This window comes from Roseibium sp. RKSG952, assembly GCF_009711355.1.
This window is the reverse complement of sequence record NZ_SMMF01000948.1, coordinates 55,737-70,883: the sequence shown is the minus strand read 5'-3', so window position 1 is coordinate 70,883 and position 15,147 is coordinate 55,737. Positions and strand designations below refer to the sequence as shown.

The window sequence follows — 15,147 nt, the reverse complement described above, 5'->3', positions numbered from 1 at the left end:
AATTAGCTCCGGTCGCTCTCGGAAGATGGCGTGTGAGCGGTGGTACCCGCGGGTTCTGCGGGAACGGTTTTCAGGTAGCCGGTTACCGGAGGTTCGGTGAGGTATCGTCGCGCGGCACCCGCCACGTCTTCGGCAGTGACACTATGGATCTGCTTTGGCCAACTCTGGACATCGTTAACGGTCTGGCCGGTCGTAAGCGCCGTGCCGAAGATCCGCGCAAGTGCCGTCTGGCTGTCCTGGGCATAAACGGCATCGGCCACGATGCGGTGTTTGGCTTTAGAAAGTTCCTCGTCCGTCACGCCGTTTTCCGCCACGTCCTGCAGGATCTCTGTGACACGCGCCTCAACACGATCCAGATCGATGCCCTCTGCTGCCGTCGCATAGACATAAAGCTGACCGTCATCCAGCGCACCACCGCGGTAGTAGCTTCCCGCGTTGAGAGCGATCCGCTCGTCAAGAACGAGCGCCTTGTGGAGACGGCTCGTGGTGCCGCCACCCACTATGTAGGACAGCACATCCAGCGCTTCTGCCTCGTTGCCTGCCGCCGTATTCGCGCTTGGCACAATCCATGTTTGCGACAGCGAATCCTGCTGGATTCTTGGATCCGCCAGCGAGATGTCCCGTTCGCCCGGCAGGGGCGGTTCAGCGGACCGTATCCGCGGGCCCGGATCGGCGCGCCTTTCAAGCTTGCCATAGGTCTGTTCGGCGAGTTTGCGAACCTCCTCGGCATCAACATCGCCGGCAACAACGAGAATGGCGTTGTTCGGGGTATAGAACCGGTCGTAGAACGCGAGCGCCGCTTCCTTGTTCAGTGCCTCGATCTCGCTTTGCCAACCGATGACTGGCGAGCCGTAGGGATGATTGACGAAGGTGATGGCGTCGAGGGCTTCCCTCAAACGGGCCTGCGGACTGCTTTCAACCCGCGAACGGCGTTCCTCAAGCACCACGTCCCGCTCGGGCTCGACGACCTCGTCTGTGAGGACGAGGTTCGCCATCCGGTCCGCCTCGAGTTCCATCATCAGGGGCAGGTGCTCTTTGGCGACCCTTTGATAATAGGCCGTGTAGTCCGAGCTGGTAAAAGCGTTTTCCTGCCCCCCCAGATCCGCAACAATCTTGGAAAAGGCACCATCCGGGTTTGCGGTCGTGCCCTTGAACATCAGGTGTTCAAGAAAATGCGCCACACCGGACTGGCCTTCCGGCTCGTCGGCAGACCCAACCTTGTACCAAAGCATGTGGGTCGCGATCGGGGCCCGATGATCCGGGATAACCACCACTTCAAGCCCGTTGTCGAGTGTGAAATGACTGACATTGGGAGCGATCGCCAGACTTGAAGACTTGTCGGCACCCGCTGCGGTTTCCGTTGGAACCGGTGTCCCGGCAAATCCGGTACCAGCGCCTGACACCAGCAGGATGCCGAAGGCAAGCGCCGAGGTGGTGGAGAGCAGTGCTTTCCTGCTTTTTCGCAAGGTTGACCTCCTCAAGAGAAACTCCTTGTTCGGGCAAACATAAAAACCCGGTAACCATTCCCCACGCTTTATAGGGTGGGGGAGGTTCCGGGTCCCATTACTTTTTCGTCAGGTATGTGTGTCCGGTCTATTTTCCGGCGCCGCGCTGGCAATGACCGCCGCCATCCTCCAGACAGCGCATGTCGAGCGGTGCCGAATCATATTCGTCCCGCACCTTTTCCTGGTCGACCTTGACGACTTCCGGCATGGGTGCGTCGGGAGACGGCACGCTGTACTCGGTTGGCGGATCGGTCAGGTAACGGCGCCGGGGAAGCTGGTTTTGCGTTGCAATTGTCGAATCCCTTGAGAGCGCGGTGGCCGCCTCACCCTGTTGGCGAAGCTGTTCCGGCGTCATCTTCTTGCCGGTGATGAACTCGTCCGAGCCCCGGCTGGCACTGGCTTGCTGCGCCGGAGCACCCTCGATCTTGATCCCGCGCATCTGCTCCGGGGTCAGGGGTTCGTTCCGCATCGTGCCGGCTCCCGCATAGAGCGCCTTGATATCTTCGAGATCCTGGTTTTTCTCGTTTTGCGGCCAGTTTTCCGACGCCCGGCCAGCTGTCTGGGTTTCTGGCTGAGGCAGGGAACCCGGATTGGACGGCATCGCAAGCGGCGCGCGAGGCTTGTACTCGATTGGCTTTTCGTTCGGATCAACCGCTCCCAGACCGGACATGACGCTGTTGACCAGCGCAACATCGGGGGCCTGATTCGTGCCGTCGGCTGCCTGACACGCTCCCAGAGCGATCAGGCCAGCAAGCGCGGCACCGGTTTTAAACGAGGGGAGTGTCATTCGCAGAGCCATCGCGACCTTCAATGATTCGTACCGGTTGCAGAAATCGGAATACGCACAACTCGACGCATATGCTGCATTTGCGGCTTATTTTGGACTATCCTGGAAACTGTCATACAGGAGTCCGATCACCCCTGCAACGATCCACACATCCGCCAGGTTGAAGACATACCACGAGAACGTGCCTGCGTGGAAATGGACGAAGTCCACCACGGCACCATGTGTGAGGCGATCCAGCCCGTTTCCGAATGCCCCTCCGATGATTAGGCCGAGGGAGACCGCCACCAGGCGGTTGGTGGCGCGTGTCCCCCACACCCACAGGAAGCAGGCGGCAATCACCGTCACGCCGACCAGCACCAGCCGCCCGATCTCGGTATATTGCTGAAACAGCCCGTAGGAGATGCCCCGGTTCCACACCAGAACGATCTCGAGAAACGAAGTCAGGTCAACGGGGCCGTTGACGCCGAGTTTGAAGCCGTAAAGCAGCCAGAGCTTGACGGCCTGGTCGATCACAAAGCCAGCGATGGCGATTGCGAGCACCTGATGGCTGAAGCGGCCCCAGATCCAGGACCGCTTTTGGTGTTGTTCCATCCCGGTCATGCGGCTGCGTGATGCGCGTCCCACTCGCGCAGGGCATCTGCATCGCGCAAGGTGACATCCGGATACTCAGGATCCGTACCGACCTCGGGAAGGATCTTCCAGGATCGGGCGCACTTCTTGCCTTCCGCAAGTCCCGGAACCACCGCAACACCGGGAGTATCGTCCAGTGTGAAGGCGTTGGCCGGGGCAGGGGCGCTGGTGACTGTCAATTGGCTCGTAATGGCGATGTCGGTCATATCCTTGCCTTCGATGGCAGCCAGGAGATCGGGATCGGTGACATGAACGGTCGGGTGGGCCTCGAGAGACGACCCGATGCGTTTTTCCCGCCGCTCGATTTCAAGCGCGCCGGTAATCACACGCCGAACCGTCTTGATCCGGGCCCACTTGTCCGCCAACGCCGTGTCCTGCCATTCGGCGGGAACGACCGGGAACTGTTCCAGATGAACCGATGTGTCCGTTCCAAAGCGCGAGGTCCAGGTTTCCTCCATGGTGAAGGGCAGCATGGGCGCCATCCAGGTGACAAGACAGTTGAACAGCTTGTCGATGACGTAAAGGGCGGACCGCCGGCGCAGGGACGAGGCGGCATCGCAGTACAGCGCATCCTTTCGGATGTCGAAATAGAAGGCCGACAATTCCACCGTCATGAAATTGAACAGGCTGTGGAACACCCGCTTGTAATCGAAATCCTTGTAGCCTTGCCGGACCAGTGTGTCGAGTTCCTGCAGCCGGTGCAGCATCAGGCGCTCCAGCTCAGGCATGTCGGCCAGAGCGACTTCTTCGCCGCGGGCATGGGCCAGGGAACCGAGCATCCAGCGCAAGGTGTTGCGCAGCTTGCGGTAGCTGTCGACATTTGTCTTGATGATTTCAGGGCCGATGCGCTGGTCTTCCGCATAGTCCGAAGACGCCACCCACAGCCGCACGATGTCCGCGCCATACTGCTTGATGAGGTCTTGCGGAAACACCTGGTTGCCGAGGGACTTCGACATTTTCCTGCCGTCTTCGGCCATGGTGAAGCCGTGTGTCAGGACTGCGTTGTAGGGGGCGTGGCCGCGGGTCCCGCAGCTTTCCAGCAGCGAGGAGTGGAACCAGCCGCGATGCTGGTCGGAGCCTTCGAGATAAAGGACGTAATCCTTGCCGCCGAGGCCTTGGCGGTGCGGGTTCAGGTCATCGCGCTGTTCCATGCAAAAGGCATGGGTCGAACCGGAATCGAACCAGACATCGAGAATGTCCGCCACCATGTCCCAGTCGCCCGCATTGTGGTCATTGCCGAGGAACCGCTCCTTGGCGCCATCGGCGAACCACGCATCGGCGCCTTCCGTAACAAAGGCTTCATAGATCCGTTGGTTGACCGCCTCGTCTTTCAGAACCTCGGCCGTCTCCTTGTGAATGAAGACCGTGATCGGAACGCCCCAGGCACGCTGCCGGGAGAGCACCCAGTCGGGACGGTTTTCGATCATCGACCGCAACCGGTTCTGGCCTGAAGCCGGGACAAACCGGGTCTCGTCGATCGCGTTCAACGCACGGTTCCTGAGCGTGTCGCCCTTTCCGCCCAGGTCCTTGTCCATATAGACGAACCATTGCGGGGTGTTGCGGAAGATGATCGGCTTTTTCGACCGCCAGGAATGCGGATAGGAGTGCTTCAGCCGCCCGAGGCCGATCAGATTTCCGGCCTCCTTCAGCCGTTCGATCACTGCCTTGTTCGCCTTGCCCTTTTCACCCTTGTGGGTGATCACCTGATTGCCTTCGAAGCCCGGAGCTTCCTTGGTGTAGTAGCCGTCATCGGCAACGGTGAAGGGGATTGCCGTGTCGATGCCGCGCGCTTCGATCTCCGCGCGATTGTGTGTCCAGACCTCAAAGTCGTCCACACCATGGCTCGGCGCGGTGTGCACGAAGCCTGTACCGGCGTCGTCGGTCACATGATCCCCGTCGAGCAGGGGTACATCAAATTGGTAGCCGCCAAGATCAAGCTCCGCCAGCGGGTGCGCCAGGGTCATCGTGGCAAGCTCTTGCGCGCTGACTTGCCGGAGCCGGGAAAAATCGGTGATGCGCGCATTCTTGAACACATCCCCCGCCAGAGCATCGGCGAGGATCAGCGTGTCGCCGGTCTGGACCCAGTTGTCGTCCGGGAGCCCGTCCTGCGTGACCTCGTAAAGGCCGTAGGAGATCTTGTCTGAGAAACACACGGCACGGTTGCCCGGAATGGTCCAGGGCGTCGTGGTCCAGATGACAACAGATGCGTCCAGAAGCTGTTCGACGGCCTGCTCGTCGCTGCCGCCCGCCGAGGTGACCGGGAATTTCACCCAGATCTGGTCGGACTGGTAGTCCTGATACTCGATTTCCGCCTCGGCCAGAGCAGTCTTTTCGACAACTGACCACATGACCGGTTTGGAGCCGCGGTACAGCTGGCCGGACATCGCGAATTTCATCAATTCCCTGGCGATGACCGCCTCGCTTTCAAAGCGCATGGTCAGGTAGGGATTGTCCCAGTCGCCTTCGATGCCGAGCCGTTCGAACTCGGTACGCTGGATCTTGATCCAGTGGTCGGCGAAGTCCCGGCATTCCTTCCGGAATTCGTTGACCGGCACTTCGTCCTTGTTCTTCCCCTTTGCGCGGTACTGTTCCTCGATCTTCCATTCGATCGGCAGGCCGTGACAATCCCAGCCCGGAACATAGTTGCTGTCATAGCCCATCATCTGCATGGAGCGGGTGACAATGTCTTTCAGGGTCTTGTTCAGGGCATGGCCGATGTGAATGTGGCCGTTGGCGTAGGGAGGGCCGTCATGCAGGATGAACCTGTCGCGTCCGGCTGCCTGTTCGCGCAGCTTCCGGTAAAGCTCCATGTCCTGCCAGCGCTTCAGGATTTCCGGTTCCTTCTTCGGCAATCCGGCGCGCATCGGGAAATCGGTCTGGGGCAGGTTCAGGGTTTCGGAATAGTCGCGTGTCGCTTTTTCGGTCATGGCTCGTTCGATCTTTGGTCAGACGCGTCGTTTTGCGCGCCCGGAAATACTGCGCTGATAGCAAAAAGGGCCTTGAGAGTGTTTTTTCAAGGCCGAACACCCCGGTCCCGGGCCACCCTGCCGGGTGTCAGCCGCGGGCCGGGCCAATAATTCGCAGCCCGAGAGGCCGACACTGCCCAGTCATATGATTGCCGATCAAAAACATGCCCGCCGACATAACAGCACTTCGTCCGGGAATAAAGACAGAGGCATCAAATTGACGGGCTTTGGTCTCAACTCTTGTTGTCCGAACCCAGTTTTGCGGTTTGCTTCACTGTCATCCGAACGGTGTCAAGCGGGTATCGAGTTCGGTGAGCGGGCGAAGACTGGCGAGTGCGGCCCTGGCTTCTGCACTGTCGCGGTCCATCTGGTCTATCAAGGCGTCAGCGCTGTCGAACTTTTCCTCGCCGCGTAAATAGGAAACAAGATGAACGCGCAGCGTTTCACCATAAAGGTCGCCGTTGAAGTCAAACAGAAATACCTCGAACAATGCCGCGCCATTGTCGAAGGTCGGACGGCGGCCGTAGCTGGCGACACCATCATAGTTCTTGCCGTTGAGCGAAACCTTCACAGCATAAATGCCATGCTTTAGCGGGCAGCCCTCAGGAAAACGCAGATTGGCCGTCGGATAACCGAGGTCCCGGCCACGTTTGTCGCCATGCTGGACGACCGCATCGACAAACCAGCGATAGCCGAGCAAGCCGTTGGCAAGGGCAATGTCTCCGGCAGCCAATGCGTCGCGGATGCGGGAGGAGGAGATGATCTCGGCATTCTCGTCGGTCTCCGGATGGACAATGGTCACGCCGAAACCTTCGGCCTCGCCGCTGGCCTTGAGGTAATCGGGTGTGCCTTTGCGCGCCTTGCCGAAATGGAAGTCGTGTCCGGTGACGGCGTGCGTGATCGAGAGCGCCGAAATCAGGATATCGGCGACAAAGTCCGAAGCCTCGACGGAGGCAAACTCCTTGGAAAAGGGGAGGACGAGCATGCCGTCGAGCCCTTCGGCTTTCAGCACTTCGGCCTTCTGGACTTCGGGCGTCAGGCGAAACACCGGGCTGGCCGGGTTGAAAACCGTACGCGGATGCGGTTCGAACGTCATCGCATAAACCGGCCGGTTCATGTTGCGGCCGATCTCCAGTGCCGTGTTCAGGACCGCGCGGTGCCCTCTGTGAACGCCGTCGAAATTGCCGATCGCGACAACGCCGTTTTTCAATGTGTCCGGAAATGCCGAAAGGCCGTTCACGTGATGGAAGTCGCCGAGAGAAGGTGTCGGCATGGGGCATTAACCTTTTTGCGCAAGTCATGAAGCAGGCGGCGGCTGCGCCACCACACGAGGTGGAAGAGCCGCCAACGGCGCGGAAACTGGCCTCTTGCGCGGAAAAGGTCAAGCTGGGGGATTTGGGGCTTCCGGTTTTTTTACGAAGAGAAACCGTTCCCTGTCAGGTTTCCTCGCGGCGCGGCACCTTGACGAGCGCTTCTCCTTCCAAAACGGCTTGTTCGCCGACCTTGCAAACACATGTCAGGCGCGCGCGCGATCCCTTTTCCATCAGTTCGGCGACGGTGACGGTGACGTCGACATCGTCACCGATCTTGACCGGTGCCTTGAAGTTGAGGGTCTGGGAAAGATAGATCGCTCCCGGTCCCGGCAGCCTCGTTCCAAGGACAGCGGAAATCAGACTCGCCGTATAAAGACCGTGCGCGATGCGGGTCTTGAAGGGGGTTCTGGCCGCAAAGTGTTCGGACAGGTGGATCGGGTTCCGGTCACCGGAAACCTCGGCAAAGCCCACGACATCGGTTGAGCTGACATGTTTCGTTATTGTCTCGGACATTCCAGGTTCGAGGTCTTCGAAACACAGCTCTCTAAGTTCAAGAATTGCCACCAAACAGGATCCCAAGCGTCATTTGTTATACATCAGGCCACGTTACGAAAGCGGCATCAGGGCGGCAATTGGGCTTTCGGTGGAGAAAATCACGAGGCTTATTAACGGTCTTTTCAGGGACACCGCTTACGTTATAGTAAATATGGGGAGGCGGGGACACTTCATGAGTGTTCTCTCCTTTAAAAAGTCAGAACGCGTTTCTTAGGCCCATGGCCACGGGCCGCGCAAATTGACAGTATGGAGCAAACGATGGCCCTTGATCTTCAGATGCCGGTCCTCGTGGTCGATGACTACAAGACGATGATTCGGATTATCCGGAACCTGCTCAAGCAGCTTGGCTTTCAGGATATTGACGATGCGGCGGACGGCACCGAAGCACTGGAAAAAATGAAACAGCGCCGCTACGGCTTGGTGATCTCCGACTGGAACATGGAGCCGATGACCGGCTACGAGCTGCTGAAGCAGGTTCGATCCGATGCCGGATTGAGCAAGACTCCGTTCATCATGGTGACCGCTGAATCCAAGACGGAAAATGTCATCGCCGCAAAAAAGGCCGGCGTGAACAACTATATCGTCAAGCCGTTCAATGCGCAGACGCTGAAGGGCAAGATCGAGGCTATCTTCTCGGATTGATGGTTTCGCTGTTGGCGGCAGCCTTTTGAACGGGGGCTGGCCGCCAGAAAGCATTTGGGGAAGATAATGCTGGTGCATTGCACCGGCGCGGTTGGTGCTTTCCGGAATTTTTATAGTCGGCGGGCGCCCTCGGGAAGGCTTCGTTATGGCCGCAATGACAAAAGAAAATGTAGCCCGGATTGTCGAGTTTCTGGAAGAAAACAGGAAACGGGGCGGAGCGGTTTCGCTCACCGACGTGATGCAGCTGGCGGAGATCATGTCCGGCTCGATGCAGGACTACCTGTCCGCGATCCAGCCGGCCGTCACAGAGGAACTGCGTAATATCGCTTCTGAAATTTCGCGCATGAAAGAGGAAATCTCGCAACTGCGCGCAAAGGACATGACCGCCAGCAAGATCCCGGCAGCCGGTCGGGAGCTTGACGCGATTGTTGAAGCGACCGAGGAGGCCACCAACACGATCATGGAGGCTGCCGAGGAAATCATGTGCGCGGACATCACCAATCCGGCGGCCTATCAGGAGTTCGTCAGCGGCAAGATGATTGCCATCTTCGAGGCTTGCACGTTTCAGGACATTACCGGTCAGCGGATCTCAAAGGTCGTCACCACGCTCAATTACATCGACGAGCGCGTATCGACCTTTATTGAACAATTGCGTATCCCCGAAGAACTGGCGGCCGTTGCGGATGAAACCACCGAAGACCGCCGCCGCCGTGATCTGCTGCTCCATGGGCCCCAGCTGAACGGCGAGGGCGTGTCACAAACCGATATCGACGCGCTTCTGGGAGATGCGCAAGCCGATATCGACAAATTGTTCGATTGAGCTGATCCCGAAAAGGTTATCTACCAAGTCAGGCGCGGGATCGCGGCGCGGGCCCGCAGACCTTCTTCAACCAGCCGGGTGCGGATGAGATGTTCTTCCGGAGCATCGACCGGTCCGAAGTCGGCCGAATGAATGCCGGCGGTAACAAACAGCACATCCAGGTCCTGGGATACGGCACCACGAATATCCGTCGGGAGGCCGTCGCCGATTGCCAGAATTTTCTGGGGGTCGACCGGTTCGCCATGGAGTTTTTCGACGCGTTTGTAGGCGGCTTCGTAGATCGGTTTGTGCGGCTTGCCGAGGATCGACACCTTGCCGCCGAGGTCTTCATAAAGTCGCGCGAGCGCACCCGCACACCAGATCAGGCGATCCCCGCGCTCGACAACAATATCCGGATTGGCGCAGATCATTTCCAAACCTCTGTCGACCAGAGGAAGGAACCGCTCCCGGTAATCGTCAGGCGTTTCGGTATTGTCATCGAACAAGCCGGTGCAGCTGATCGCTGTGGCCTCGTCTTCCGTGCCAAGAACAATCCCGGTTCCATCGTAGATTGGCAAGTCCCGTTCCGGGCCGATATGCGCGACCGTCTGTCCGGCATGGGCGTTCAATAATTCCCTGGTAACATCGCCAGAGCTGACAATGTCGTCATAGGCGGTGTCCGCAACGCCAAAACGTGCCAGTTGTTCGCGGATCGGTCCGGCCGGGCGCGGGGCGTTGGTGATCAGAACCACCTTGCCGCCGGTCTCCGCGCGATAGGCACTCAACGCCTTGTGAGCTTCCTCAAAGGCTGCAACGCCGTTGTGCAGGACGCCCCAGACGTCGCAAAGGATGGCAGAGTATTGGGAAGCAAGGGCACGAAGCCCAGGAATGAGAAGCGGTGCGGAAACTGTCATGTCGGATCACTTGCGGCGTGGGCATCTGCTAGGATATTGCAGAATCGGTCGGAACTCGCGGCGGACCATATAGGATGCGGTGCAGCAGGGAAACCGCAGAAGGACGGAATATGCAAGTCAGACAGCTCAGCGAAGACGTGATCAACCGGATTGCCGCAGGCGAGGTGGTTGAACGGCCCGCCAGTGTTGCCAAGGAGCTGATCGAAAATGCTGTCGATGCCGGGGCAACTTCGATCGAGGTTGTCACCGCCGGCGGCGGCAAGACTCTGCTGCGGGTCTCCGACAATGGCCTGGGCATGCGCAAGGAGGACTTGCATCTCGCCGTGCGGCGCCACTGCACCTCCAAAATCACCGAGGATGATCTGTTCGATATTCGAACCCTTGGTTTTCGCGGCGAAGCTCTGCCGTCGATCGGCTCGGTTGCGCGTCTCAGCATCCAGACCCGGCATCAGGACGAACCCCATGCCTGGGCGGTCACGATCGAAGGCGGCGCCGAGCAGCCGATTGCACCGGCAGCCCGGAAAAAAGGCACTGTGGTCGAAGTCCGCGATCTGTTTTTTGCAACACCGGCCCGGCTCAAATTCCTCAAATCAGACCGCGCGGAAGCCTCTGCGATTACCGAAATCGTCCGCCGGATCGCGCTTGCCTACCCTGAGATCGGTTTTTCCCTGTCCGGCGCGGACCGCCAACCGCAAACCTGGGCACCAGCCGGACCGGAAGGCCGTCTGGCCCGGATCTCGCAGATTCTCGGCAAGGATTTTGTCGACAACGCAATGGAGATCGATGCCGAACGGGAAGGGGTCCGGCTGACCGGTTTTGCAGGTCTGCCGACATATAATCGCGGCAATGCCCAGCAGCAGTTCTTTTTTGTCAATGGCCGGCCGGTCAAGGACAAGCTGTTGCTGTCGGGGCTGCGCGGTGCCTATGCCGATGTTCTGGCCCGCGACCGCCACCCGGTGGTGGTCCTGTTCATTGATCTGGAGCCTGCCCTGGTGGATGTGAATGTGCATCCGGCCAAGGCTGACGTGCGCTTCCGGGACGGGCAGCTGGTCAGGGGGCTGCTGGTCGGCTCGATCAAGCAGGGATTGGTCACCTCCGGACACCGGTCGTCGACTTCAAATGCTGCTGTTGCGATGGAAGCGATCCGGGCAACCGGCTTTACCGGGCCTGCGTCCGCGCCCAGACCGGCAGCGGCCTATGCGCCACCGCGATATGAGCGGCAATCCGGTTTTTCCGCTCGTGATTTCGCCCCGGTCCCGGCGGCCACCGGGTTTTCCGAAACACCGGCCACATCCGCTCCACATCTTCACCAACCGGCCATTGCGTCCGTGATCGAGCCCTCGGCGGATGCGCGTGCATTTGGCGAAGCGTCGCAAGAAGACACGGCGACGCGGTTGCCTCTGGGGGCGGCGCGCGCACAAATTCATGAGACTTATCTGATCGCCCAGACCGAAGACGGCATGGTCATCGTCGATCAGCATGCGGCCCATGAACGGCTGGTATATGAACGGTTAAAGGAAAGCCTCGCGCAAAAGGCGGTCGCCCGGCAATTGCTGTTGATCCCGGAAGTGATCGACTTGCCGGAAGAGGATGTAGCGCGTCTTGCCGAACGGGCTGGGGATCTGGAAGCCGTTGGTCTGGTTCTGGAACCTTTCGGACCTGGTGCGATTGCGGTCCGTGAAACACCGGCCATGCTCGGAGAGATCGACATTCAGGGACTGGTGCGCGATTTGGCCGATGAGCTTGCGGAATGGGAAACGGCCGAGACGCTGAAAGAACGCCTTGATCATGTCGCAGCCACGATGGCATGTCACGGGTCGGTGCGGGCAGGACGGCGGATGCGTCCGGAAGAAATGAATGCGCTGTTGCGGGATATGGAGGCAACGCCTTTGTCAGGCCAGTGCAATCACGGACGCCCGACCTGGGTCGAGCTGAAGCTCAACGATATCGAACGGTTGTTTGGCCGCAAGTAGACACCTGTTACCGCAGAGGAATGGCAGAGCGAAGGGAGATTGACCGCCTTGAAAAAACGAATCCGGGGCAGGCGCGTTGTCATTGCGATTGCTGGGGCTTTGGCCATTCTGTACGTGCTGGCCGGCACAGGAATGTATGCCTATCAGCGGGACTTCGTATTCAAGCCAAGCGCAGACCTCAAGACGCCGGACCAGGCCGGACTTCCGAATGTAACGGCACGAACCGTTCAGATGGCCGATGGAACGGACCTTCTGGTTTGGCAGGCGCCTCCGGCAAACCTGGAGCTTCCGACGGTGCTTTATTTTCATGGCCAGAGTGGCAGCATCTCGGATCGCGACAAACGTTACGCGCAAATTCTCGATTCAGGATACGGCCTTCTGGCCGTGAGTTACCGGGGCTTTGCGGGCAGTTCGGGAGAGCCATCGGAGGAGGCTTTTGTTCGGGACGGGATCGAGATTTTTGACCAGCTGCGGGCTGATGGGGCCAACGTCATAATTCATGGTGAATCACTGGGTACGGGTGTCGCGGCGGCGGTTGCCAAAGCGCGTCCGGACACGAGGCTTCTGGTTCTGGAAGCTCCCTATACCGCAGCGGTCGACATTGCGGCGGAACGCCACCCCTGGCTTCCGGTGTCGCTCCTCATGCGCGATCCGTTTGTGACGCGGGATCGCCTGCCGGATGTGGCGTCTCCGGTCCTGATCGTGCATGGAACGCAAGATCGGATTATTCCCTATGAACATGGAGAGGCGCTCTACAAGATAGCGCCGGAACCAAAGCGCATGCTCAAAATTGAAGGCGCAGGCCATGGGAACTTGTGGCCCTCCGGGCTTTGGCCGGCAGTTCTCAAGGCTGACAATGACTTTAACGGTTCCTGAAAACGCGGCGCAAAACGGGCAGAACGATTTCCGGGTGCGCTGGGACAGCTTGCGTTCTGCTGCCGTCAGAAGGTCCTTTGGAAGCGGATTGTGGCGAAGATTTCATTCCGGTCGACCTGGCCCGAGGCCTGACTGAAATCAAGGTCACGGTACTGAACCTCACCGCCAATCAGAAATCCCGACGCAGGTTCCCAGAGAACGTTCGGCGTGACGTCCCATTGGGTGAAATCATAGGCGCGGGTATCGCCATCGACATTATGATAGCCTGCATCCAGATTGAACTCGACCGTCTCGGTGATGCCTTGACGGACCCCGCCATAGATGTTCCAGGTCTTGGTCGTATTGGTGGAGGATCCAGTGTAGACGGCATCCGTAATCTGATCGTCCCAGCCGGTTGTACCGTATCCGCTGGCCCCGTCGGTATAGACACCTTGAATGGCCAGGTTTGTTCCGGTCAAAAGCCGGTCAAGTTCGAGTTCCACACCGCCGCCAACCGCCCAGCCGACCTGACCGCTTGCAGACGGGTTCTGGAACCGGACATTGTGAAGCGCACCCATGACCTGGGCGGCTCCCCAATCCCGGTCGACACGCAGGTTTGCCACAATGTCCGGCCAATTCTGCCCCGCATAGCCGTCGTCCACAGTACCAGGTGCAATCAGGTTGGTTTCGCGAAAGGTTGCGTCCTCCACGGAAACCGTCGCTGAGAAACCATCACCAAATGCTGCTGTGTAGGCAAACAGCGTCGATGTCAGATCGGTATAGGTTTCCAACTGCATTTCAAGCGCGAAGCCGGTCCAGAAGTCGAAGTACGAATCTGTGTACCCAAAAGTTAGGCCGCCCCACTGGATGTAGCCGTATTCGAGTGTAAAGCTCTCGGAACCGCTTGTATCGGTCATGTACATGCTGGTGTAGGACCTAAGAATACCGAATTCTGTTTGGGTCCGTGAATCGAGATAGAGATAACCGCGGGCCCGGAATTCAACCCCGTCGTCGTCCCGCTCCGACCAGTCATTCGGGGCATCGCCAAAGTTCTTGAAGCGAAAGTCCGCCCGGACCCGTCCGCCGACGCGTAAGCAGGTATCGGTGCCTGGAATGTAATAGAACCGGTTCCCATAGACGTCGCAGATCCGGACATAGTCGGCCGGTTCGGGGGCAACTGGAAGATCGGCGGCAAATGCGGGCGCACTCAGCGCTGCAGAGCCAATCGTGGCCAAGGCAAGAATATGTGCACGCATGCGCTTGCTCCAGATATCACAGCGCCGTCCGCTGAACGGCACCTCCAATGGTTGCGCTCACGGTAGGTCTGGAGTTGTGACGTTTCTATTGCAGAAGGTGTCTCGCCGGGAGAGATGCACGAGCTGGCCGGGCGTTGTTGCGCCTAGGCAACATAAATCGCATTTATGACAATGTTAAAAATACAATTTCTTGAATGAGCCGAACTGGGAATTGCGGCATATCCTCCTGAGCCCAAAACGCTTCAACGCCGGTCTTTGAAAAAATCCTTGAGCAACTCGGCGGATGGTCTGTCGCAAATCCCTGCATAGGTCTCGGGCGCGTGGTGACAGGTTGGCTGGCAAAAGAACCGTGGCCCATGGTCGACCGCGCCCCCCTTTTCGTCTCCCGCCCCGTAATAGAGGCGCCGGATACGGGCAAAGGAAATGGCCGCTGCGCACATCCCGCAGGGCTCAAGCGTTACATAGAGGTCGCAGTCGGGCAGCCGCTGGCTCGAGAGTTTGCCGCAGGCTTCCCGGATTACCAATATTTCGGCATGGGCGGTCGGGTCGTTGAGTTCCAGTGTCCGGTTGCCATTCCGCGCAATGACTGCGCCGCGATGCACAATCACGGCTCCGACCGGGACTTCCCGGCGCTGACCGGCCTTCTCGGCTTCGGCCATCGCAAGTTCCATGAAAGTTTCCTTTTTTGCAGTCATGAAAATCCGGAAGTCCTTGTGTTTTAACCTTCAGAGCGCCAATCACACCGCATAAACCAGTTTTGTTCGACAGCAAATCCGTCCGATCCTGTGTTTAAAGATTTTCCCAAAGGCCGGCATCTGCTATGAGGCGGTCATGGCATCAGATAAAATCTTCAAAAAGGGCACTTCCAAACGGGTGCCGACCGGACCGCGTGTGAAAACTGCGGACAAGCGCCACAAGGCGAAACCTGCGACCGCGCGCAAACCGGCGCCGC

Annotated in this window: 13 protein-coding genes; 4 read left to right on the top strand and 9 right to left on the bottom strand. The window is 58.9% G+C overall.

The features are described 5' to 3' along the window. Positions 1-2 precede the first annotated feature (2 nt). The 6 genes from E1297_RS31905 to E1297_RS31880 form a co-directional block, all read right to left on the bottom strand. Complete coding sequence (locus E1297_RS31905; RefSeq protein ID WP_244327956.1) at positions 3-1,466, bottom strand: pitrilysin family protein; 1,464 nt, start codon at positions 1,464-1,466, stop codon at positions 3-5. Positions 1,467-1,593: 127 nt separating this feature from the next. Next, the gene (locus E1297_RS31900; protein ID WP_155145165.1) at positions 1,594-2,304 is read right to left on the bottom strand and encodes a hypothetical protein; all 711 of its coding nucleotides are present in this window, start codon (positions 2,302-2,304) and stop codon (positions 1,594-1,596) included. A 75-nt stretch (positions 2,305-2,379) separates the two neighbouring features. Continuing rightward, positions 2,380-2,883, bottom strand: coding sequence for a signal peptidase II (gene lspA / locus E1297_RS31895; RefSeq protein WP_155145164.1), 504 nt, complete (start codon positions 2,881-2,883; stop codon positions 2,380-2,382). A 5-nt stretch (positions 2,884-2,888) separates the two neighbouring features. Next, positions 2,889-5,849 (bottom strand): isoleucine--tRNA ligase, encoded by a 2,961-nt coding sequence (gene ileS, locus E1297_RS31890; RefSeq protein ID WP_155145162.1) that lies wholly within the window; start codon positions 5,847-5,849, stop codon positions 2,889-2,891. Between the two features lie 316 nt (positions 5,850-6,165). Then, positions 6,166-7,161, bottom strand: a complete 996-nt coding sequence (locus E1297_RS31885) for a bifunctional riboflavin kinase/FAD synthetase (RefSeq protein WP_155145160.1) — start codon at positions 7,159-7,161, stop codon at positions 6,166-6,168. A 163-nt stretch (positions 7,162-7,324) separates the two neighbouring features. Then, on the bottom strand, positions 7,325-7,714 hold the full coding sequence (locus E1297_RS31880) for a MaoC family dehydratase (protein WP_155145258.1): 390 nt from the start codon (positions 7,712-7,714) through the stop codon (positions 7,325-7,327). Positions 7,715-8,014: 300 nt separating this feature from the next. On the opposite strand from E1297_RS31880, the gene E1297_RS31875 reads away from it, so the two are divergent. Both E1297_RS31875 and E1297_RS31870 read left to right on the top strand, forming a co-directional pair. Then, a complete protein-coding gene (locus tag E1297_RS31875) occupies positions 8,015-8,398 on the top strand; it encodes a response regulator (RefSeq protein WP_155145158.1) in 384 nt (127 codons plus the stop codon). 145 nt (positions 8,399-8,543) lie between these two features. Beyond that, entirely contained in the window at positions 8,544-9,218 is a 675-nt protein-coding gene (locus E1297_RS31870) for a protein phosphatase CheZ (RefSeq protein WP_209016120.1), read from the top strand. Positions 9,219-9,238: 20 nt separating this feature from the next. On the opposite strand, the gene E1297_RS31865 is transcribed toward E1297_RS31870, so the two are convergent. Further along, a complete protein-coding gene (locus E1297_RS31865) occupies positions 9,239-10,111 on the bottom strand; it encodes a TIGR01459 family HAD-type hydrolase (RefSeq protein ID WP_155145156.1) in 873 nt (290 codons plus the stop codon). Positions 10,112-10,221: 110 nt separating this feature from the next. Between E1297_RS31865 and mutL the strand changes: the two genes are divergently transcribed. Together mutL and E1297_RS31855 are read left to right on the top strand one after the other, a co-directional pair. Further along, a complete protein-coding gene (gene mutL, locus E1297_RS31860; protein ID WP_155145154.1) occupies positions 10,222-12,084 on the top strand; it encodes a DNA mismatch repair endonuclease MutL in 1,863 nt (620 codons plus the stop codon). Between the two features lie 48 nt (positions 12,085-12,132). Further along, the gene (locus E1297_RS31855) at positions 12,133-12,960 is read left to right on the top strand and encodes an alpha/beta hydrolase (protein WP_209016119.1); all 828 of its coding nucleotides are present in this window, start codon (positions 12,133-12,135) and stop codon (positions 12,958-12,960) included. A gap of 65 nt (positions 12,961-13,025) precedes the next feature. On the opposite strand, the gene E1297_RS31850 is transcribed toward E1297_RS31855, so the two are convergent. After that, the gene (locus E1297_RS31850; RefSeq protein WP_155145153.1) at positions 13,026-14,195 is read right to left on the bottom strand and encodes a porin; all 1,170 of its coding nucleotides are present in this window, start codon (positions 14,193-14,195) and stop codon (positions 13,026-13,028) included. Between the two features lie 242 nt (positions 14,196-14,437). Further along, entirely contained in the window at positions 14,438-14,890 is a 453-nt protein-coding gene (locus E1297_RS31845) for a nucleoside deaminase (RefSeq protein WP_155145151.1), read from the bottom strand. Between the last annotated feature and the right edge of the window lie 257 nt (positions 14,891-15,147).